The sequence below is a fragment of the Rhodococcus sp. P4_E4 genome (assembly GCF_056401575.1).
Genome location: NZ_JBFUJB010000018.1, coordinates 50444 through 65526 on the forward strand (window position 1 = coordinate 50444; position 15083 = coordinate 65526).

Genomic DNA, 15083 nt, shown 5'->3' on the forward strand with positions numbered 1-15083 from the left:
CGAAGGCCATGACCCGAGCGGAACGAAAAAGAGCGGAATTGCGCCGCGAGATCATCGACGCATCATTCGAGTGCTTCGCGGAACGCGGCTACCACGCGACCGGAATTGCCGATATCGCAACAACTCTCGGAATCGGTCACGGCACGTTCTACCGATACTTCGAGAACAAGCGCGACATCATCGACCACGTCATCGACGATCTGATCGCAAAGATCATCAGCGCACTCGCCGTCGAAAATGCCCCTGACGCAGCAAATACGTTGGACGAGTACCGCGCCCAGGTCGGTCGCATCGCCGAAGCGCTCCCCCGCATCTTCTTCGACGACCCGCGCATTCCGCGGGTTCTGCTCTTCGAGACGACAGGCGTCGACGCCGATCTCACTGGCCGGATGCTCGATCTACTCGACCAGTCGGCATCGTTGACCGCGGCGTACCTGCATCACGGAGTCGAATGCGGCTATCTACGCGCCGACCTCGACGTCGACAACACTGCGCAGGCCGTCAACGGCATGATGCTGGCAAGTGCGATTCAAGGATTGCGAGCCGATTCGTCCGTCGACTGCACCACGCTGAACCAAGCCATCAGCCGCCTCATGTTCGACGGAATCCGCGCCGAGAACGCCTAGCGAACGACGATTCCCTCGGCACGCATCGCATCCTTGACCTCCGGGATGCTCAGATCGCCGAAGTGGAAGACACTCGCTGCGAGAACTGCGTCTGCGCCCGCTTCGACTGCCGGGGCAAAGTGCTCGACCAGGCCGGCACCGCCACTGGCGATCACCGGTACGTGGACTGCTGCCCGGACAGCGCGGATCATCAGAAGGTCGAAGCCCGCTTTGGTGCCGTCGGCGTCCATGGAGTTGAGCAGGATCTCCCCCACTCCCAACTCGGCACCACGCTCGGCCCACTCGACAGCGTCGATGCCCGTGCCGCGCTTGCCCCCGTGCGTGGTGACCTCCCACCCCGACGGTGTGTCCGGCTGCCCCTGGGGAACGGTGCGGGCGTCGACCGAGAGGACGATGCACTGCGAGCCGAAACGCTCACTCAGTTCCTTGAGCAGTTCCGGGCGCGCAATCGCCGCGGTATTGACGCTGACCTTGTCGGCACCGGCACGCAGCAGACGATCGACGTCCGCGACCGTGCGCACTCCACCGCCGACGGTCAGAGGAATGAAAACCTGCTCGGCAGTACGACTTACGACGTCGAGCATCGTGCCACGATCCGACGTGGAGGCGGTGACGTCCAGGAAGGTCAGTTCGTCGGCGCCCTGAGCGTCGTACGCTGCCGCGAGTTCCACCGGATCTCCGGCGTCGCGAAGATTCTCGAAGTTGACACCCTTGACCACTCGTCCGGCGTCGACGTCGAGGCACGGAATCACACGAACTGCGAGGGTCATGACTGTGGTCCTCCTGAGGACGAAGCGCGCGGATCACCGAGCGCGTTGAGGATATCGAGAATCTCACCGTGGATGCCCGGGGCGGCAGCGAGCACCGACTCCGATTCTACGGTCCACGGGTTGCCGGCCAGATCGGTGACCACCCCACCCGCACCGCGAACGAGAGCGACCCCGGCCGCGTTGTCCCACGCGTTGCGGCCGTAGACGATCGCTCCGCCCAGGATGCCGGCCGCCGTGAAAGCGAGATCGACTCCGGTGGAGCCGTGTATCCGGATCCGCGAGGACACTTTGCTGATCTCGGCGAGGAGGTCGAGACGGAAACTGCCGGGGATCCGGCCGCGACTGTTGACGTTGAGGGCACCCAATCCGACGATCGACGACGCCAGATCGGTTGGCTCCAGCGGCGGTACGGCGATTCCGTTGACCAACAACGGACCGCCGGCACGAGTGGCGTACGTGTGACCGATCAACGGAAGCCAGGTCAATCCGAGCACCGGGACACCATCGTCGAGAAGCGCCAACAGTGTTCCGGCAGTAGGCAATCCGGCCGAATAGTTGAAAGTACCGTCGACGGGGTCGAGAACCCAGACGAGCCCCGAACCGACGTCTGGGCCGCCGAATTCCTCGCCGTGCACCTCGATGCCGGTCTGCTCGAACAACTCCGCGGTCAACCGCTTCTCGAGCGCAAGATCGACCTCGGTGGCAAAATCACCCCAGCCCTTGCGGACCGCACTCGGGGCGCCGACACCGGCGACGAACTGATCGTGGACGCCATCGAGAAGCCGACCCGCAATCGCGAGAAGTTCGTCGAGGTCACGCGTCGGAGTCATCTGGAAAATCTATCCGGAAACTGCTGCCAGCGCTTCGGGGAGAGTGAAGCGACCGGCATACAGCGCCTTGCCCACGATCGCGCCCTCGACACCCTGATCAACCAGGCTGGAAATGGCGAGCAGATCCTCGATGGTCGACACACCACCGGAGGCGACGACGTGAGCGTCGGTGACAGCGCAGACCTGACTGAGAAGTTCGAGGTTGGGACCGGTGAGTGTGCCGTCTTTGGAGACGTCGGTGACGACGTAACGGGTGCAGCCGTCGCGATCGAGACGGGCCAGGGTCTCCCACAGATCGCCGCCGTCGGTGACCCAGCCGCGCCCACGGGTGCGGTACTGGCCGTCGACCAGACGAACGTCGAGTCCGACGGCGATCTTGTCGCCGTACTTGGCCAATGCACGGGCACACCACTCGGGATCTTCGATAGCGGCGGTTCCGAGATTGACGCGGGCACAGCCGGTGGCCAGTGCAGCTTCCAGGGAAGCGTCGTCGCGGATTCCTCCGGAGAGTTCCACCTTGACCGTCAGGTCGCCGATGACGCCTGCCAGCAGTTCACTGTTGGACCCACGCCCGAAAGCGGCGTCGAGGTCGACAAGATGCACCCATTCGGCACCGTCGTTCTGCCACGCAAGAGCAGCGTCGCGGGGCGACCCGTAACCGGTCTCACTTCCCGCCTCTCCTTGCACGAGGCGAACAGCTTCACCGTTGACAACATCTACAGCAGGCAAAAGGACCAGGCTCACGTGCGGTAACCCTAGTAGGTCAGGACCTCGAACCGTCTTCCGGGTCACCGAACGCTTTTCGGGTCATCCGCTTGGATACGACGCCCATTGCCGCGATCGCAGCAACGACCCCCACGAGACCGATCGCGAGACCGACACCCGGCGAGGGTTTGAGCACGACGATGACGACGGTGGCGACCGCCAACGCAGCCACAGCGGCGCCGAGCGAGAACAACGCCAGACGAGCGAGGGAAAAGTCGTCGCCACGGTTCGGGCCGGAACTCCCGGTCACAAACTCTGCACCCAGTTGCTCAGCAACTCGGCGCCTGCGTCGCCGGATTTCTCGGGGTGGAACTGCGTTGCCGACAACGCACCGTTCTCGACGGCAGCGAGGAACTTTCCGCCGTGATCTGCCCACGTCAGCTTCGGAGGTGCGATGTGCTCGGACGGCGCGAGTTCCCAACTCTGCACACCGTACGAGTGAACGAAGTAGAAGCGGGTGTCGGCGTCGATACCCTTGAACAGCGTGCTCGACTCCGGAGCCTCCACGGTGTTCCAGCCCATGTGCGGCAAAACCTCTGCTTGCAGCCTCTCGACGGTGCCAGGCCATTCGCCGCAGCCCTCCGCCTCGACACCGAATTCAACTCCGCGGTCGAACAGAATCTGCATGCCGACGCAGATACCCAGCACCGGTCGGCCACCGGCCAAGCGTCTACCGATGATTCGGTCACCCTGGACTGCGCGCAGACCTTCCATGCAGGCCGCGAACGCACCGACGCCGGGCACCACCAGACCGTCCGCCGCTAATGCAACCTTCATATCGTTGGTCACCTCCACCTGCGCCCCGGTGCGCGCCAGTGCGCGAGTAGCCGAATGCAGGTTGCCGGAGCCGTAATCGAGTACAGCAATCGTGGAAGCGCTCATGCCCCAACTCTATCGGGCAACCCTGCTGCCGATCACTTTGCCGCCCGCGGCCAGTGCCGGGAGCAGAGCGACAACGACCGCAGAGACCGCGAAGACCCACGCATAGCCGGCAGTCGTGGCCACGAATCCCAACGCCAGTGCACCGATTCCGGTGCCGGCGTCGTAGCCGATGTTCCAGATCGCGCTGGCGGATCCGAGTTGCCTCGGGCCGGCAGCCTGAAACGCCATGACCAAGGATTCGTTCTGCACCGCCCCGAACCCGAGCCCGAAAAGGACCGCCGCGCAGAACAAGACCGGCGTCGACCCGCCGTCGACGTTGATCGCGAACAGCACCAATCCGATGGTCGACGACGCCAATGCCGGCGCGAGTGTCCGACCACTGCCGAGACGATCGGCGATCAGGCCCGCCGAGTACCGGCCGATCAACATCGATCCACTGGCGGTCGCCAACACCACACCTGCAACGGCCGCGCGCTCCGAGATTGCGATCGGCAGTAGAGACGACAGCCCGCCGAACGACGCGGATACACACGCCAGAGCGAGCACCGGGACCAAGACGACGAACACACTCAACCGGGCGGATTCGCCGGTGGGCTGGGCGAAGATCTTCGGCAACCCGGCAATGGCCACCAGCGCGAGTGCCGGGATCAGCGCACCGAGAACGAACACCGGTGTTGCCGACCACCGTTCCATGATCGCAAGCCCCAGCGGAAGCCCCGCCATTTGTGACGCTGCGATCGCGATTCCCTGAGCGCCGGTGGCACGGCCCAGAATTCGTTTGGGCGCCAACTCCGCCACGAGCGCACTGCCGGCAACAGTCAGCATGCCGAAACCGATTCCTCGCACCGCGGAAACCGCCAGGACGGGGCCGGCGTCGGCCGAGATCAACAGCACCAACGACGGTGGACCGAGGAGCAGACATCCGACCGCCAGCACGCGCCGGTAGCCCTGCGTCCGCAACAACCGAGGCACGAGCAGTTGCGTCACGACCGTGGCCGCCATGAAGACACCGGTCACCGATCCGGCGAGCGCATCCGATCCGCCGGAATGCGCAACCAGCAACGGCACCACCGGCAACAGCAACGACCAGCCACCGAAAGCTGCCGCCGCCATGATCAGGACACCGATCATGCCCGGAGTGCGAAGCAACCCCGGCGATGGAGCAGGATCTTGCGTCTCAGACACAGTCACTTTTCGCGTCACAGACGCAGTCACTTTTCGCGTCACAGACGCAGTGCGCCCGCTACCGCCGCCAGAACCGCCAACGCCAGAAGGATTCCCGACGCAAGCTTGTTGACCTTGAACATCGAGTAGGCACCGCCCACGGCAATACCCGCGCCGATGAACAGCAGGTAGGTGAAGAGGACGCTCACAGTGTTCCCTTCGTCGACGGCACGCCACTCACGCGCGGATCCGGCTCGACCGCCTCACGCAGAGCGCGCGCAACGGCCTTGTACTCGGCTTCGGTGATGTGATGCTGATCGCGGCCGTACAGAACCCGAACGTGCAGTGCGATACGTGCATTCAATGCGATCGACTCGAACACGTGGCGGTTGATCACCGCGTGATACGGAACACCCGGGTACCCGCCGATGACGGAATGCACCATGTAGTCGGGCTCACCGGTGTGCACGCAGTAAGGGCGACCGGAGACATCGACCGACGCGTGCGCCAACGTTTCGTCCATCGGGATGAAAGCGTCGCCGAAACGACGGATGCCCTTCTTGTCGCCGAGTGCCTGGCCGAGCGCCTGGCCGAAAACGATCGCGGTGTCCTCGACGGTGTGGTGGGCGTCGATCTCGACGTCACCCTTCGCCTTGACGTCGAGATCGAAGCTGGCGTGCGTACCCAAGGCATTGAGCATGTGGTCGAAGAACGGAACGCCGGTGGAGACGTCGACGATGCCGGTCCCGTCCAGATTCAGTTCGACGACGATGCTTGATTCCCGAGTTGTTCGTTCGATCCGCGCGATGCGATCGCTCATGCCGTCTCTCCTGAATTCGTGTCGACCAACTGGGTGCCTGCGATTTCGTCACTGGCCTTGATGAACGCGTCGTTCTCGGCTTCGAGTCCCACGGTGGCCCGCAGATATCCGGGGATGCCGATGTCGCGGATGAGAACCCCGCGGTCGAGGTATTCCTTCCACGCCTGTGCGCTGTCGGTGAACTGACCGAACAAGATGAAGTTCGCGTCACTGGGAATCACTCGGAAACCGGTGTCCGCCAGTGCCTTCGACACCCGATCACGCTCGGCGGACAAGGCGTGGACACTGCCGAGGGTCTCGTCGGCGTGACGCAGGGCGGCACGTGCCGCCGCTTGCGTGACCACCGAGAGGTGATAGGGCAAGCGCACCAACAACAGTGCGTCGATGAACGCGGGAGCGGCGGCGAGATAGCCGAGTCGGCCACCGGCAAACGCGAAAGCCTTGCTCATGGTGCGGGTCACAACCAGCTTGGCCGGGAACTCGTCGATCAGCGTCATCGCGCTGGGGGCAGCGGAGAACTCCGCGTACGCCTCGTCGACGATCACGATGCCCGGCGCCACGTCGAGGATGCGTCGTAGTTCCGCAATACCGACGCTGTGTCCGGTCGGGTTGTTGGGACTGGTCACGAACACGACGTCCGGTCGACGTTCCTCGATCACTGTGACGGCAGCATCCACGTCGAGTGCGAAGTCGTCCCGACGGAAGACCTCGACCCACTCGGTATCGGTACCGTCGGCGATGATCGGGTGCATCGAATACGAGGGAACAAAACCCATCGCGCTACGTCCCGGACCTGCGAATGCCTGCAACAGCTGCTGCAGAATCTCGTTCGATCCGTTTGCCGCCCACAGATTGTCGACGGTGACCGGTACACCCGTCTGCTTCGACAGGTACGCCGCCAGATCCGTCCGCAACGCGACAGCGTCACGGTCGGGGTAGCGGTGCAGTTCCTTCGCGGCTTCGCGCACGGATTCGGCGACATCGTCGATGAGCGCCTGCGTCGGCGGATGCGGGTTCTCGTTCGTGTTGAGCTGAACCGGCACCGTCAATTGCGGTGCGCCGTATGCCGACTTTCCACGCAGGTTCTCGCGAATCGGAAGGGCGTCGACCGTAATCGATTCTCCAGGAGCACTACTCATCGCAGAGCCTCGAATCGTAGACGCACAGCCTCGCCGTGAGCGGGCAGGTCCTCCGCATTGGCGAGCGTGATGACGTGTCCGGCAACGTCTTTCAGAGCCGACTCGGAGTAGTCGATCACGTGGATCCCACGCAAGAAGGTCTGCACGCTCAGACCGGAGGAGTGACGTGCACACCCGGCCGTCGGCAGAACGTGGTTGGAGCCGGCGCAGTAGTCGCCGAGGCTGACCGGCGCCCATGGGCCGACGAACACGGCACCAGCGCTGGTGACCTGAGCTGCGACACCGGTTGCGTCCTCGGTCTGAATCTCGAGGTGCTCGGCCGCATAAGCGTTGACGACGCGCAGACCAGCGGAAACATCAGAAACCAGTACCGTGCCCGACTGGCTGCCGGTCAGTGCCGTGGTGACGCGTTCGCGGTGCTTGGTGATCTCGAGCTGCGCAGCCAGAGCCTTGTCGACGGCGTCGGCCAATTCGACGCTGGTCGTGACAAGAACGCTGGCGGCCATCACGTCGTGCTCGGCCTGACTGATGAGGTCGGCGGCAACGTGGACCGGGTCAGCGGTGTGGTCGGCGAGGATCGCGATCTCGGTGGGACCGGCTTCTGCGTCGATGCCGACCAGTCCGCGGCACAGACGCTTGGCCGCAGTGACGTAGATGTTGCCGGGACCGGTGATGAGGTCGACCGGGACAAGCTCGGTTCCATCGGTGTCGGTTCCGCCGTAGGTAAGGAGGGCGACGCCCTGCCCGCCGCCGACGGCCCACACCTCGTCGACGCCGAGCATGGCTGCGGCGGCAAGAATGGTCGGGTGCGGCAATCCGCCGAAGTCGGCTTGGGGCGGCGAGGCGACAACAAGCGACCCGACGCCGGCCGTCTGAGCCGGCACGACGTTCATGACAACGCTCGACGGGTACACGGCATTGCCGCCGGGTACGTACAGCCCGACGCGCTCGACCGGCACCCAACGCTCGGTGACCGTGCCACCCGGAACGACCTCGGTGACGGTGTCCTTGCGACGCTGATCGGCGTGCACCTTGCGGGTGCGCTCGATCGCAACCTCGAGGGCTTCCTTGACTGCGGGGTCGAGTTCACGAAGTGCGCGCTCGAGCTCGGCTGCGGGTACACGAACCGAAGCCGGACGAACGCCGTCGAACTTCTCGCCGAACTCGAGGGCGGCTTCTGCCCCGCGATCACGAACAGCTTCGACCATCGGGCGAACCTGATGCAGCACCGCGTCCACATCCACTCCACCTCGGGGAAGCGCGGCGCGAAGTTCGGCCGTGGATGGGGTACGACCACGCAGGTCGGTGCGGGCAAGCATGAGAGTTCCTCTCGTACGCAAACGGGGTGCCTGTGCAAGCGGCAGCAAACCGGTCCGGCATTACAGGCCGAAACAATGCGCCTGAAACACAGAACTGATGTCAATTATCCAGGATAGGCGCACCCCATTTTTCACCGGTCCACCTGCGACGCTCACTGCAGGTCCGGCGCCCGCCGCCGGGCGAGTTCGATCAGCTCGTCCCTTCGGTCGGTCGCCACCGAGATTTCGCGTCCGTCGTGCAGACGAAAGCGGACCCCGGCGCCGGGTGACGCGAGAATTACCCGCATACCTGGGCCGGTCATTCGATAACCGATTCCGGAGCCCATCCCGATATGTACTGCAGTTGCAGACACAACTTCGTCCCACCGAAATACCTGACGCAGCCCCGGAGACAGCGCGATCGACACTCGTTCGACGTCTGTGGTGATGATCACGCGCACCTTCCACATGTACGCGGCCAACCCGAAGGACAGGACCGCGGACAACACGGCGCCGACGTAGCCCGCCGGGTCGTGTTCCACGATCGCCGCGAACCCGCAGACAATCACCAGGACAATTCCGAGGACGACGCACAATGCGGCCGTCGAACGCCGCAGAAGTGGGCTCAACGAAATGGACTCGTGAACTTCGTGCACAGCACCCCCGCCTCGATCGCCGACAACCCCCGCACCGCGGAACGGCACCGGGAACACGACCATCCCATTACTCGCGCTTTTATAACAAACACGTCACGCACAGCTAGGGTCCAAAGTCGTGACAGACAGTGACGTGGCCACGACCGCACCTCCGGCCTTGCCGACCCCTCAGCGATCCAGCGGACCGAACCGAGCACGGATCGTTGCGATTGTCGCATCGATCCTCGGCATAGTTTTGTGCGGATCAGTGCCGTTCCTGCCGATCGAGCAGGACACAGCCGTCGTCAACTGGCCGCAGGCCGGGTCGACGACAAGCGTCGAGGCGCCATTGGTCTCGTACACACCGCTGCGCATGGAGGCATCGATTCCGTGCGCGTCGATCAGTGAGTTGGCCGCCACCGGCGGAACACTCGTCTCGACGGCTCCCCCGGGTGCCGCCGATGCGCGCCGCTACGGCTTTGTTGCCACTGTCTCCCCCGAATCCGCCGACGCTCCCGCTCGGGTCGACGTTGTCCTGCGCGATCAAGTGCTGCTCTCGACACCCGTTGCTGATCTGCAAACTGGATGCGCACTCACGCTCGCCGCCGAGCCGACCCGAACCACCTTCAGCGCCACCGGTTCCGAACCGCGCGTCATCGAGGGCGACAGCCGACCACAGGTAGTCGGCGTCTTCAGCGACCTCGATTCGGCATCAGCCGGTTTGAACGTCTCGATCGAGGCGGACTCTCGCTTCACGTCGAGCCCGTCGGTGATCAAGACTCTCGCCATGATTCTCGGGGCACTCACGGCTGTCGTGTCCCTCTTCGCGCTGCACCGCCTCGACAACCGCGACGGCCGGGGCACACGCAAATTTCTGCCCGCCCGATGGTGGAAGTTCACCGTCCTCGACGGCGTCGTCGTCGGAACTCTGGTGCTCTGGCACTTCATCGGCGCTACCACCACCGATGACGGCTACCAGTTCACGATGGCCAGGGCCTCCGAGCAATCGGGCTACATGTCCAACTATTTCCGGTGGTTCGCGGTCCCCGAGACCCCGTTCGGAACGCCGTACTACAACATCCTCGGACTCCTGGCGCACGTCAGCACTGCAAGCCCCTGGGTTCGTCTGCCTGCTCTGTTGGCAGGCATCATCACCTGGCTCGTCATCAGCCGCGAGGTCGCGCCTCGACTGGGAGCCGCAATTCGCGGAAACCGGCTCGCCCTGTGGACCGGCGCGCTTGTCTTCCTCGCGTTCTGGCTTCCGTTCAACAACGGACTGCGCCCCGAACCGATCGTTGCTCTCGGCGTCCTGCTGACGTGGTCCTCGATCGAACGCGCAGTTGCGACGAGACGACTTCTGCCGGTCGCAGTCGCGATTCTGATCGCCGGATTCACCTTGACCGCCGGGCCTTCCGGCCTCATCTGCTTCGCCGCACTGATCGCCGGAATCCGCCCGATCATGCGCATCATCATCGAACGTGCCCGCACCACCGGTTACATCGCGGCCGTCGGGCCACTGCTAGCTGCCGGACTGTCGATCCTCATCCCCGCGTTCGGCGATCAGAGCCTCGCCGCCGTCATCGAGATGCAACGCGTCCACTCGATCTCACCGAACCAGCCCTGGTTCGACGAGTACCTCCGCTACCAATACCTCTTCAACATCTCTGTCGACGGTTCTCTGACTCGCAGATTCGGTGTGTTCGTCATGGTTCTGTGCCTTGGCGTCTGCACCGCGATGATGCTGCGCAAGGGCGGCCGGATTCCCGGTTTGGCCGCCGGTCCGTCACGCCGCGTCGTGGGGCTGACGATCGGCGCACTGCCACTGCTGATGTTCTCGCCGACCAAGTGGACGCACCACTTCGGAATCTTTGCCGGACTCACCGCCGTTCTGGCGATGATGACGGCGGTCGCCGTGGGAACAAAACTCCTGCGCTCGCCGCGCAATCGGGCCCTCTTCGCGGCGGCCGTACTGTTTCTCCTGGCTGTCGCATTCACCGGCAGCAACAGCTATTACTACGTGTCCAGCTACAGCGTTCCGTGGTGGGACAAGCCGGTGTCGATCAGCGGACTCGGCGCGAGCACCGTCCTCCTCGGGCTGACGGTGCTGATGCTCGGCGTCGCCGCGTGGTACTTCTTCCGTGAGCCGTACACCGCCGGGAAGGAACCGTCCGCGAAGCACGCTCGACTGCTTGCCATTTCGCCACTGACGATTGCCGCAGGTGCCATGGTCCTCTTCGAGGTGCTGTCCATGGCCAAGGGCGCGATCACCCAGTACCCGGCCTATTCGGTGGGCCGCGCAAACGTCGACGCCGTTCTCGGCCAACACTGCGGACTCGCCAACGACGTTCTGCTCGAGACCGATCCGAACGCCTCGATGCTGACGCCCCTCTCGGGCAGCGTCGCCACAGCACTCTCCGCCGGTGGGGCTACGGGATTCGATCCGAATGGCGTCGCCTCCGACCTTCGAGCAGACAAGGAAGCCACGGCTACCGGCGGCGCGAACACCGTCGACACCTCCGAGGACACCGCCGGTAACTCGGCCGGAACCGGCGGTGGCGCCGGACAGACCGGAGTCAACGGTAGTTCGGTCGCGTTGCCGTTCGGTCTCGACCCGGCGACAACACCCGTCATGGGTAGTTACGGTCAGCCCTCCCCCGGCACTCTGACCAGCGACTGGTACCAACTCCCCGACGTGGGCGAGAACGCCACACGCGGAGACATCATCTCGATTGCAACCGCTGGTCGTGTTCGGTCGGTCGACAAGGACGGAATCGTCACCTACGGCCAGAACATCGAGGTCGAATACGGAACAGCGCGTGGCGTCGACGATGCCGAAACAGACGCTGTGGAAACACTCGGAAAGATCGCGCCCCTCGACATCGGTCCGGCACCGTCATGGCGGAACCTGCGTGTGCCGCTGGACCAGATTCCCGTCGAAGCCAACAGCATTCGACTTGTCGTCAGCGACTACGACAGCAAGCCCGACCAATGGGTGGCCGTCACCCCGCCGCGGGTTCCGAAGACTCAGAAGCTCAACGACGTCGTCGGTTCACAGGCGCCCGTCATGCTGGATTGGGCTGTCGGACTGGCATTCCCGTGCCAACGCCCCTTCGATCATCGGGTCGGTATCGCCGAGGTCCCCGAGTATCGGATCCTTCCCGACCATTCCGGCGCGCTCGTGACCAGCGCATGGCAGGACCACTACGGCGGTGGACCGTTGGGGTGGATCGATCTGCTCCTGACCGCTCAGACCATTCCGTCGTACCTCGACAACGACTGGGCTCGCGACTGGGGTTCGATCGAGAAGTACACACCGATCGATCCGAGTGCAGTGCCTGCCCAGGTCGACGAAGCGACCGTTCAGCGCTCCGGGACGTGGAATCCGGGATCGATGACCATGGTTTTCTGAGCGGAATTTCTGAGCGGCTGGGTCACTGAGTGACACGGTCCAGTCGCGGGCGGATCGGACGAAACGCCTGCGACTGGACACTTGTATGACTTAGTCTCCCAGGCATGGGAGCCCTGTCACGGTCTGTTACGCCTGCACTCATGGCACTGACGTGCCTGCTCGGGGCGCTCGCCTTTCCCACTCGCGCCTCGGCGGAGGTACCGGATGACTTCCTCTGGGGCGTTGCCACCTCCGGATTCCAATCAGAAGGTTCGTCACCGGACAGCAACTGGTCTCGATACTCCGATTCCGGACGAACCCACGACAAAATCGGTGATTCGGTCGACTTCCGGCATCGCTACGCCGAGGACATCGACCGGGCGGCCGATCTGGGATCGAAGGTTTTCCGATTCGGCGTCGAGTGGGCGCGAGTTCAGCCCGCCGCCGGGATCTGGAACGAGACCGAATTCGCGTACTACGACGACGTGGTGGCTCACATCCGCGCGCGGGGCATGACTCCGATGATCACGCTCGACCACTGGGTGTATCCGGGATGGGTTGTCGATCAAGGCGGCTGGACAAATCCGAAGACGGAAGCCGATTGGCTGGTCAACGCAGAGAAGGTAGTCGAGCGGTACTCCGGAATCGGGGCGCTGTGGATCACGATCAACGAGCCGACTGTGTATGTTCAGCGTGAATTGACCTACGGCGGAATCGCACTCACCCAGGCACCGTCGATGTTCGATTCATTGGTCCGAGCCCACCGGGCGATCTACGACCGCATCCATGTTCTCGATCCCGGTGCCCGCGTGAGCAGTAATTTCTCCTTCATTCCCGGCGTGTCCGAGGCGATCGATTCGGTATTCACGGATCGGGTGCGCGACAAGCTCGACTTTCTCGGGATCGACTACTACTACGGTGTGGCCCTGAACAATCCGACTGCCGCGTACGCCGCACTCGACGAGTTCTACAACGTCACACCACAACCCGAAGGCCTGTACGACGCATTGATGCGGTACTCGGACAAGTATCCGGAACTCCCCCTCTACATCGTCGAGAACGGCATGCCTACCGACAACGGAGCGCCGCGCGCCGACGGTTACACACGCGCGAATCACTTACGCGATCACATCTATTGGATGGAACGCGCCCGAGAAGACGGTGCCGACGTGATCGGCTACAACTACTGGTCCATCACCGACAACTACGAATGGGGTTCGTACCGACCTCGATTCGGCCTCTACACGGTCGATGTTCTCGGCGATCCCACTGCGGCGCGAATCCCGACCGACGGCGTCGACACCTACCGCCGGATCATTCACGAGAACGGCGTCGGGGCCGACTACGTGCCCGTCATGGCCCCGGCTTTCTGCTCGCTCGTCGATCCTCCCCGCAGCTGTACGGCTACTCGATGACGGCCGTTTTCCGAAATTCCTCCACACCTCGTCGTTAGGATGTCCCATGCGAACACTGCGAAATATCGCCGGAACTGCCGCTGCCACGGCTGCCCTGATCCTGGTTGCCGGAGGCGCTGCGACAGCAGCCCCCAACCCGGCCGATTCACCCCGCGAGGCGCAGGCACGTGCCTACATCGACGCCCTGGTCTCCCATGACGTTTCCGATGTTCATTTCGCCCCGGATGCGACGCGCGTCGAAGCCGGACTCAAGACGGGGTTCTCCGGACCACAGATGTCCGCCGACCTCGAAAACGGTATCCAATACCGCGTTATCCAGGGCGTACGAGACCTAGAGATGTCGGAAGCCGGGGACATCGTCTCGACCACCTATCTGCTCGACGCGGGAATCGGTGGCACTCGCCTCATGACCGTGGAGATTCGTGAAACCTTCGAAGTCCGTGACGGTCTCATCCACGACGTCGTCGCCGACATCATCCCGGTGTCTGTGTCGTGACGCGCGCCCGATAGCTACTGGGCGGTGCACCCGAAACTCGGGTGCACATCGCTGCGAAGGCAGCCGGCGTCGAGTATCCGAGTTCAGACGCAACGGCTGTCACACTGGCACCGGCAGAGAGTTTCGGGAGCGCGTGAAGAATGCAGGCACGCTGCATCCACGACGACGCGCTCATCCCCGTTTCCGAGATCAGCAAGCGGTGCAGTGTTCGTTCACTGATGTGGAGTTGCTCGGCCCACCGCGTGGGCGAGTCGTGGATCGACGGGCCGGCGAGATACCGCGTGCACAACGCCCGCAATCCCGGGTGCCGAGGCAGCGGAAGTTCCACAGGCAGGGGCGCAAGATCGCGAAGTTCGTGCAGGATCAGCTGAAATACCGCGGCGCCGCGTCCGTGTGCCGGGAAGTCGTCCTCCACGTTCAACTCGACATCCATGTCGACTGCAGCGACGAGCAGCTCACGCAGGAGCGACGATACTGCGACGACTCGGCACCTGACCGGGAACCACGGCGCTGCGGACGGTTCGATGTAGAGGCTTCGCGTGCTGACGCCGTCCATTGTCACGGCATGAGCGACACCGGCGGGAATCATGACCGCATTGGACGGCAGAACCGTCCACTCACCGTCATTGGTTTCGACGTTCATCGCACCGTTCACAGCGAAGAGAAACTGGGCTCGTCGATGTTCGTGGGCGGCCAACACGTGACCGGGTGGGTAGTCGCTTCCGATTGCGAGAACACCGCGAGGTGAGTGATCGACGTCGTTGATCGAGATGTTGCGCACCGGAGGAACCTACCGAGTCCGTGTCTGATTGACAATGGAACGTGGCGAACCTTCGAATGTGCGCCAGCGGAGAA

General features: G+C 63.7%; 16 protein-coding genes. 4 read left to right on the plus strand and 12 right to left on the minus strand.

Annotation, left to right across the window (positions count from 1 at the left end; translation table 11 throughout):
• Nucleotides 1–8 precede the first annotated feature (8 nt).
• Nucleotides 9–626: a TetR/AcrR family transcriptional regulator gene (locus AC1DVN_RS20145; RefSeq protein WP_477994167.1), complete on the plus strand. Its 618-nt coding sequence runs from the start codon at nucleotides 9–11 to the stop codon at nucleotides 624–626.
• Here AC1DVN_RS20145 and hisF read toward each other — a convergent pair.
• From hisF to AC1DVN_RS20200, 11 genes are all read right to left on the minus strand, one after another.
• Nucleotides 623–1396 (minus strand): imidazole glycerol phosphate synthase subunit HisF, encoded by a 774-nt coding sequence (gene hisF, locus AC1DVN_RS20150; protein WP_003942380.1) that lies wholly within the window; start codon nucleotides 1394–1396, stop codon nucleotides 623–625. The genes AC1DVN_RS20145 and hisF overlap by 4 nt on opposite strands.
• Nucleotides 1393–2226 carry an inositol monophosphatase family protein gene (locus tag AC1DVN_RS20155; protein ID WP_021333657.1) on the minus strand — a complete coding sequence of 278 codons (834 nt, stop codon included), beginning with the start codon at nucleotides 2224–2226 and terminating at the stop codon, nucleotides 1393–1395. The genes hisF and AC1DVN_RS20155 overlap by 4 nt, the downstream gene beginning before the upstream one ends.
• Nucleotides 2227–2235: 9 nt before the next feature.
• Nucleotides 2236–2970, minus strand: a complete 735-nt coding sequence (gene priA, locus AC1DVN_RS20160; RefSeq protein WP_003942371.1) for a bifunctional 1-(5-phosphoribosyl)-5-((5-phosphoribosylamino)methylideneamino)imidazole-4-carboxamide isomerase/phosphoribosylanthranilate isomerase PriA — start codon at nucleotides 2968–2970, stop codon at nucleotides 2236–2238.
• A 19-nt stretch (nucleotides 2971–2989) separates the two neighbouring features.
• Complete coding sequence (locus AC1DVN_RS20165; protein ID WP_019748773.1) at nucleotides 2990–3241, minus strand: hypothetical protein; 252 nt, start codon at nucleotides 3239–3241, stop codon at nucleotides 2990–2992.
• On the minus strand, nucleotides 3238–3873 hold the full coding sequence (gene hisH / locus AC1DVN_RS20170) for an imidazole glycerol phosphate synthase subunit HisH (protein ID WP_003942389.1): 636 nt from the start codon (nucleotides 3871–3873) through the stop codon (nucleotides 3238–3240). The genes AC1DVN_RS20165 and hisH overlap by 4 nt, the downstream gene beginning before the upstream one ends.
• Nucleotides 3874–3882: 9 nt before the next feature.
• Nucleotides 3883–5004 carry an MFS transporter gene (locus tag AC1DVN_RS20175; RefSeq protein ID WP_024487482.1) on the minus strand — a complete coding sequence of 374 codons (1122 nt, stop codon included), beginning with the start codon at nucleotides 5002–5004 and terminating at the stop codon, nucleotides 3883–3885.
• A 92-nt stretch (nucleotides 5005–5096) separates the two neighbouring features.
• The gene (locus tag AC1DVN_RS20180) at nucleotides 5097–5246 is read right to left on the minus strand and encodes a hypothetical protein (protein WP_007732248.1); all 150 of its coding nucleotides are present in this window, start codon (nucleotides 5244–5246) and stop codon (nucleotides 5097–5099) included.
• Complete coding sequence (hisB, locus tag AC1DVN_RS20185) at nucleotides 5243–5857, minus strand: imidazoleglycerol-phosphate dehydratase HisB (RefSeq protein ID WP_003942383.1); 615 nt, start codon at nucleotides 5855–5857, stop codon at nucleotides 5243–5245. Before hisB ends, AC1DVN_RS20180 begins: the two co-directional genes overlap by 4 nt.
• Entirely contained in the window at nucleotides 5854–6996 is a 1143-nt protein-coding gene (locus tag AC1DVN_RS20190) for a histidinol-phosphate transaminase (protein WP_019748776.1), read from the minus strand. The genes hisB and AC1DVN_RS20190 overlap by 4 nt, the downstream gene beginning before the upstream one ends.
• Entirely contained in the window at nucleotides 6993–8315 is a 1323-nt protein-coding gene (gene hisD / locus AC1DVN_RS20195) for a histidinol dehydrogenase (RefSeq protein ID WP_020908000.1), read from the minus strand. The genes AC1DVN_RS20190 and hisD overlap by 4 nt, the downstream gene beginning before the upstream one ends.
• Nucleotides 8316–8467: 152 nt before the next feature.
• Nucleotides 8468–9013 carry a hypothetical protein gene (locus AC1DVN_RS20200; protein WP_019748778.1) on the minus strand — a complete coding sequence of 182 codons (546 nt, stop codon included), beginning with the start codon at nucleotides 9011–9013 and terminating at the stop codon, nucleotides 8468–8470.
• 55 nt (nucleotides 9014–9068) lie between these two features.
• On the opposite strand from AC1DVN_RS20200, the gene AC1DVN_RS20205 reads away from it, so the two are divergent.
• The 3 genes from AC1DVN_RS20205 to AC1DVN_RS20215 all read left to right on the plus strand — a co-directional run bounded on the left by AC1DVN_RS20205 (nucleotide 9069) and on the right by AC1DVN_RS20215 (nucleotide 14228).
• Complete coding sequence (locus AC1DVN_RS20205) at nucleotides 9069–12338, plus strand: arabinosyltransferase domain-containing protein (protein WP_477994159.1); 3270 nt, start codon at nucleotides 9069–9071, stop codon at nucleotides 12336–12338.
• 140 nt (nucleotides 12339–12478) lie between these two features.
• Complete coding sequence (locus AC1DVN_RS20210) at nucleotides 12479–13732, plus strand: glycoside hydrolase family 1 protein (RefSeq protein WP_477847084.1); 1254 nt, start codon at nucleotides 12479–12481, stop codon at nucleotides 13730–13732.
• A 46-nt stretch (nucleotides 13733–13778) separates the two neighbouring features.
• Nucleotides 13779–14228 carry a DUF8021 domain-containing protein gene (locus AC1DVN_RS20215; RefSeq protein ID WP_003942394.1) on the plus strand — a complete coding sequence of 150 codons (450 nt, stop codon included), beginning with the start codon at nucleotides 13779–13781 and terminating at the stop codon, nucleotides 14226–14228.
• Here the strand turns inward: AC1DVN_RS20215 and AC1DVN_RS20220 are convergent.
• Entirely contained in the window at nucleotides 14206–15009 is an 804-nt protein-coding gene (locus AC1DVN_RS20220) for an AraC family transcriptional regulator (RefSeq protein ID WP_133727455.1), read from the minus strand. The genes AC1DVN_RS20215 and AC1DVN_RS20220 overlap by 23 nt on opposite strands.
• Nucleotides 15010–15083 lie beyond the last annotated feature (74 nt).

Coding starts and splice junctions, on each gene's coding strand:
- AC1DVN_RS20145 (WP_477994167.1), top strand. CDS start 9: ATGACCCGAGCGGAACGAAAAAGAGCGGAATTGCGCCGCGAGATCATC.
- hisF (WP_003942380.1), bottom strand. CDS start 1,396: ATGACCCTCGCAGTTCGTGTGATTCCGTGCCTCGACGTCGACGCCGGA.
- AC1DVN_RS20155 (WP_021333657.1), bottom strand. CDS start 2,226: ATGACTCCGACGCGTGACCTCGACGAACTTCTCGCGATTGCGGGTCGG.
- hisH (WP_003942389.1), bottom strand. CDS start 3,873: ATGAGCGCTTCCACGATTGCTGTACTCGATTACGGCTCCGGCAACCTG.
- AC1DVN_RS20175 (WP_024487482.1), bottom strand. CDS start 5,004: ATGATCGGTGTCCTGATCATGGCGGCGGCAGCTTTCGGTGGCTGGTCG.
- hisB (WP_003942383.1), bottom strand. CDS start 5,857: ATGAGCGATCGCATCGCGCGGATCGAACGAACAACTCGGGAATCAAGC.
- AC1DVN_RS20190 (WP_019748776.1), bottom strand. CDS start 6,996: ATGAGTAGTGCTCCTGGAGAATCGATTACGGTCGACGCCCTTCCGATT.
- hisD (WP_020908000.1), bottom strand. CDS start 8,315: ATGCTTGCCCGCACCGACCTGCGTGGTCGTACCCCATCCACGGCCGAA.
- AC1DVN_RS20200 (WP_019748778.1), bottom strand. CDS start 9,013: ATGGTCGTGTTCCCGGTGCCGTTCCGCGGTGCGGGGGTTGTCGGCGAT.
- AC1DVN_RS20210 (WP_477847084.1), top strand. CDS start 12,479: ATGGCACTGACGTGCCTGCTCGGGGCGCTCGCCTTTCCCACTCGCGCC.
- AC1DVN_RS20215 (WP_003942394.1), top strand. CDS start 13,779: ATGCGAACACTGCGAAATATCGCCGGAACTGCCGCTGCCACGGCTGCC.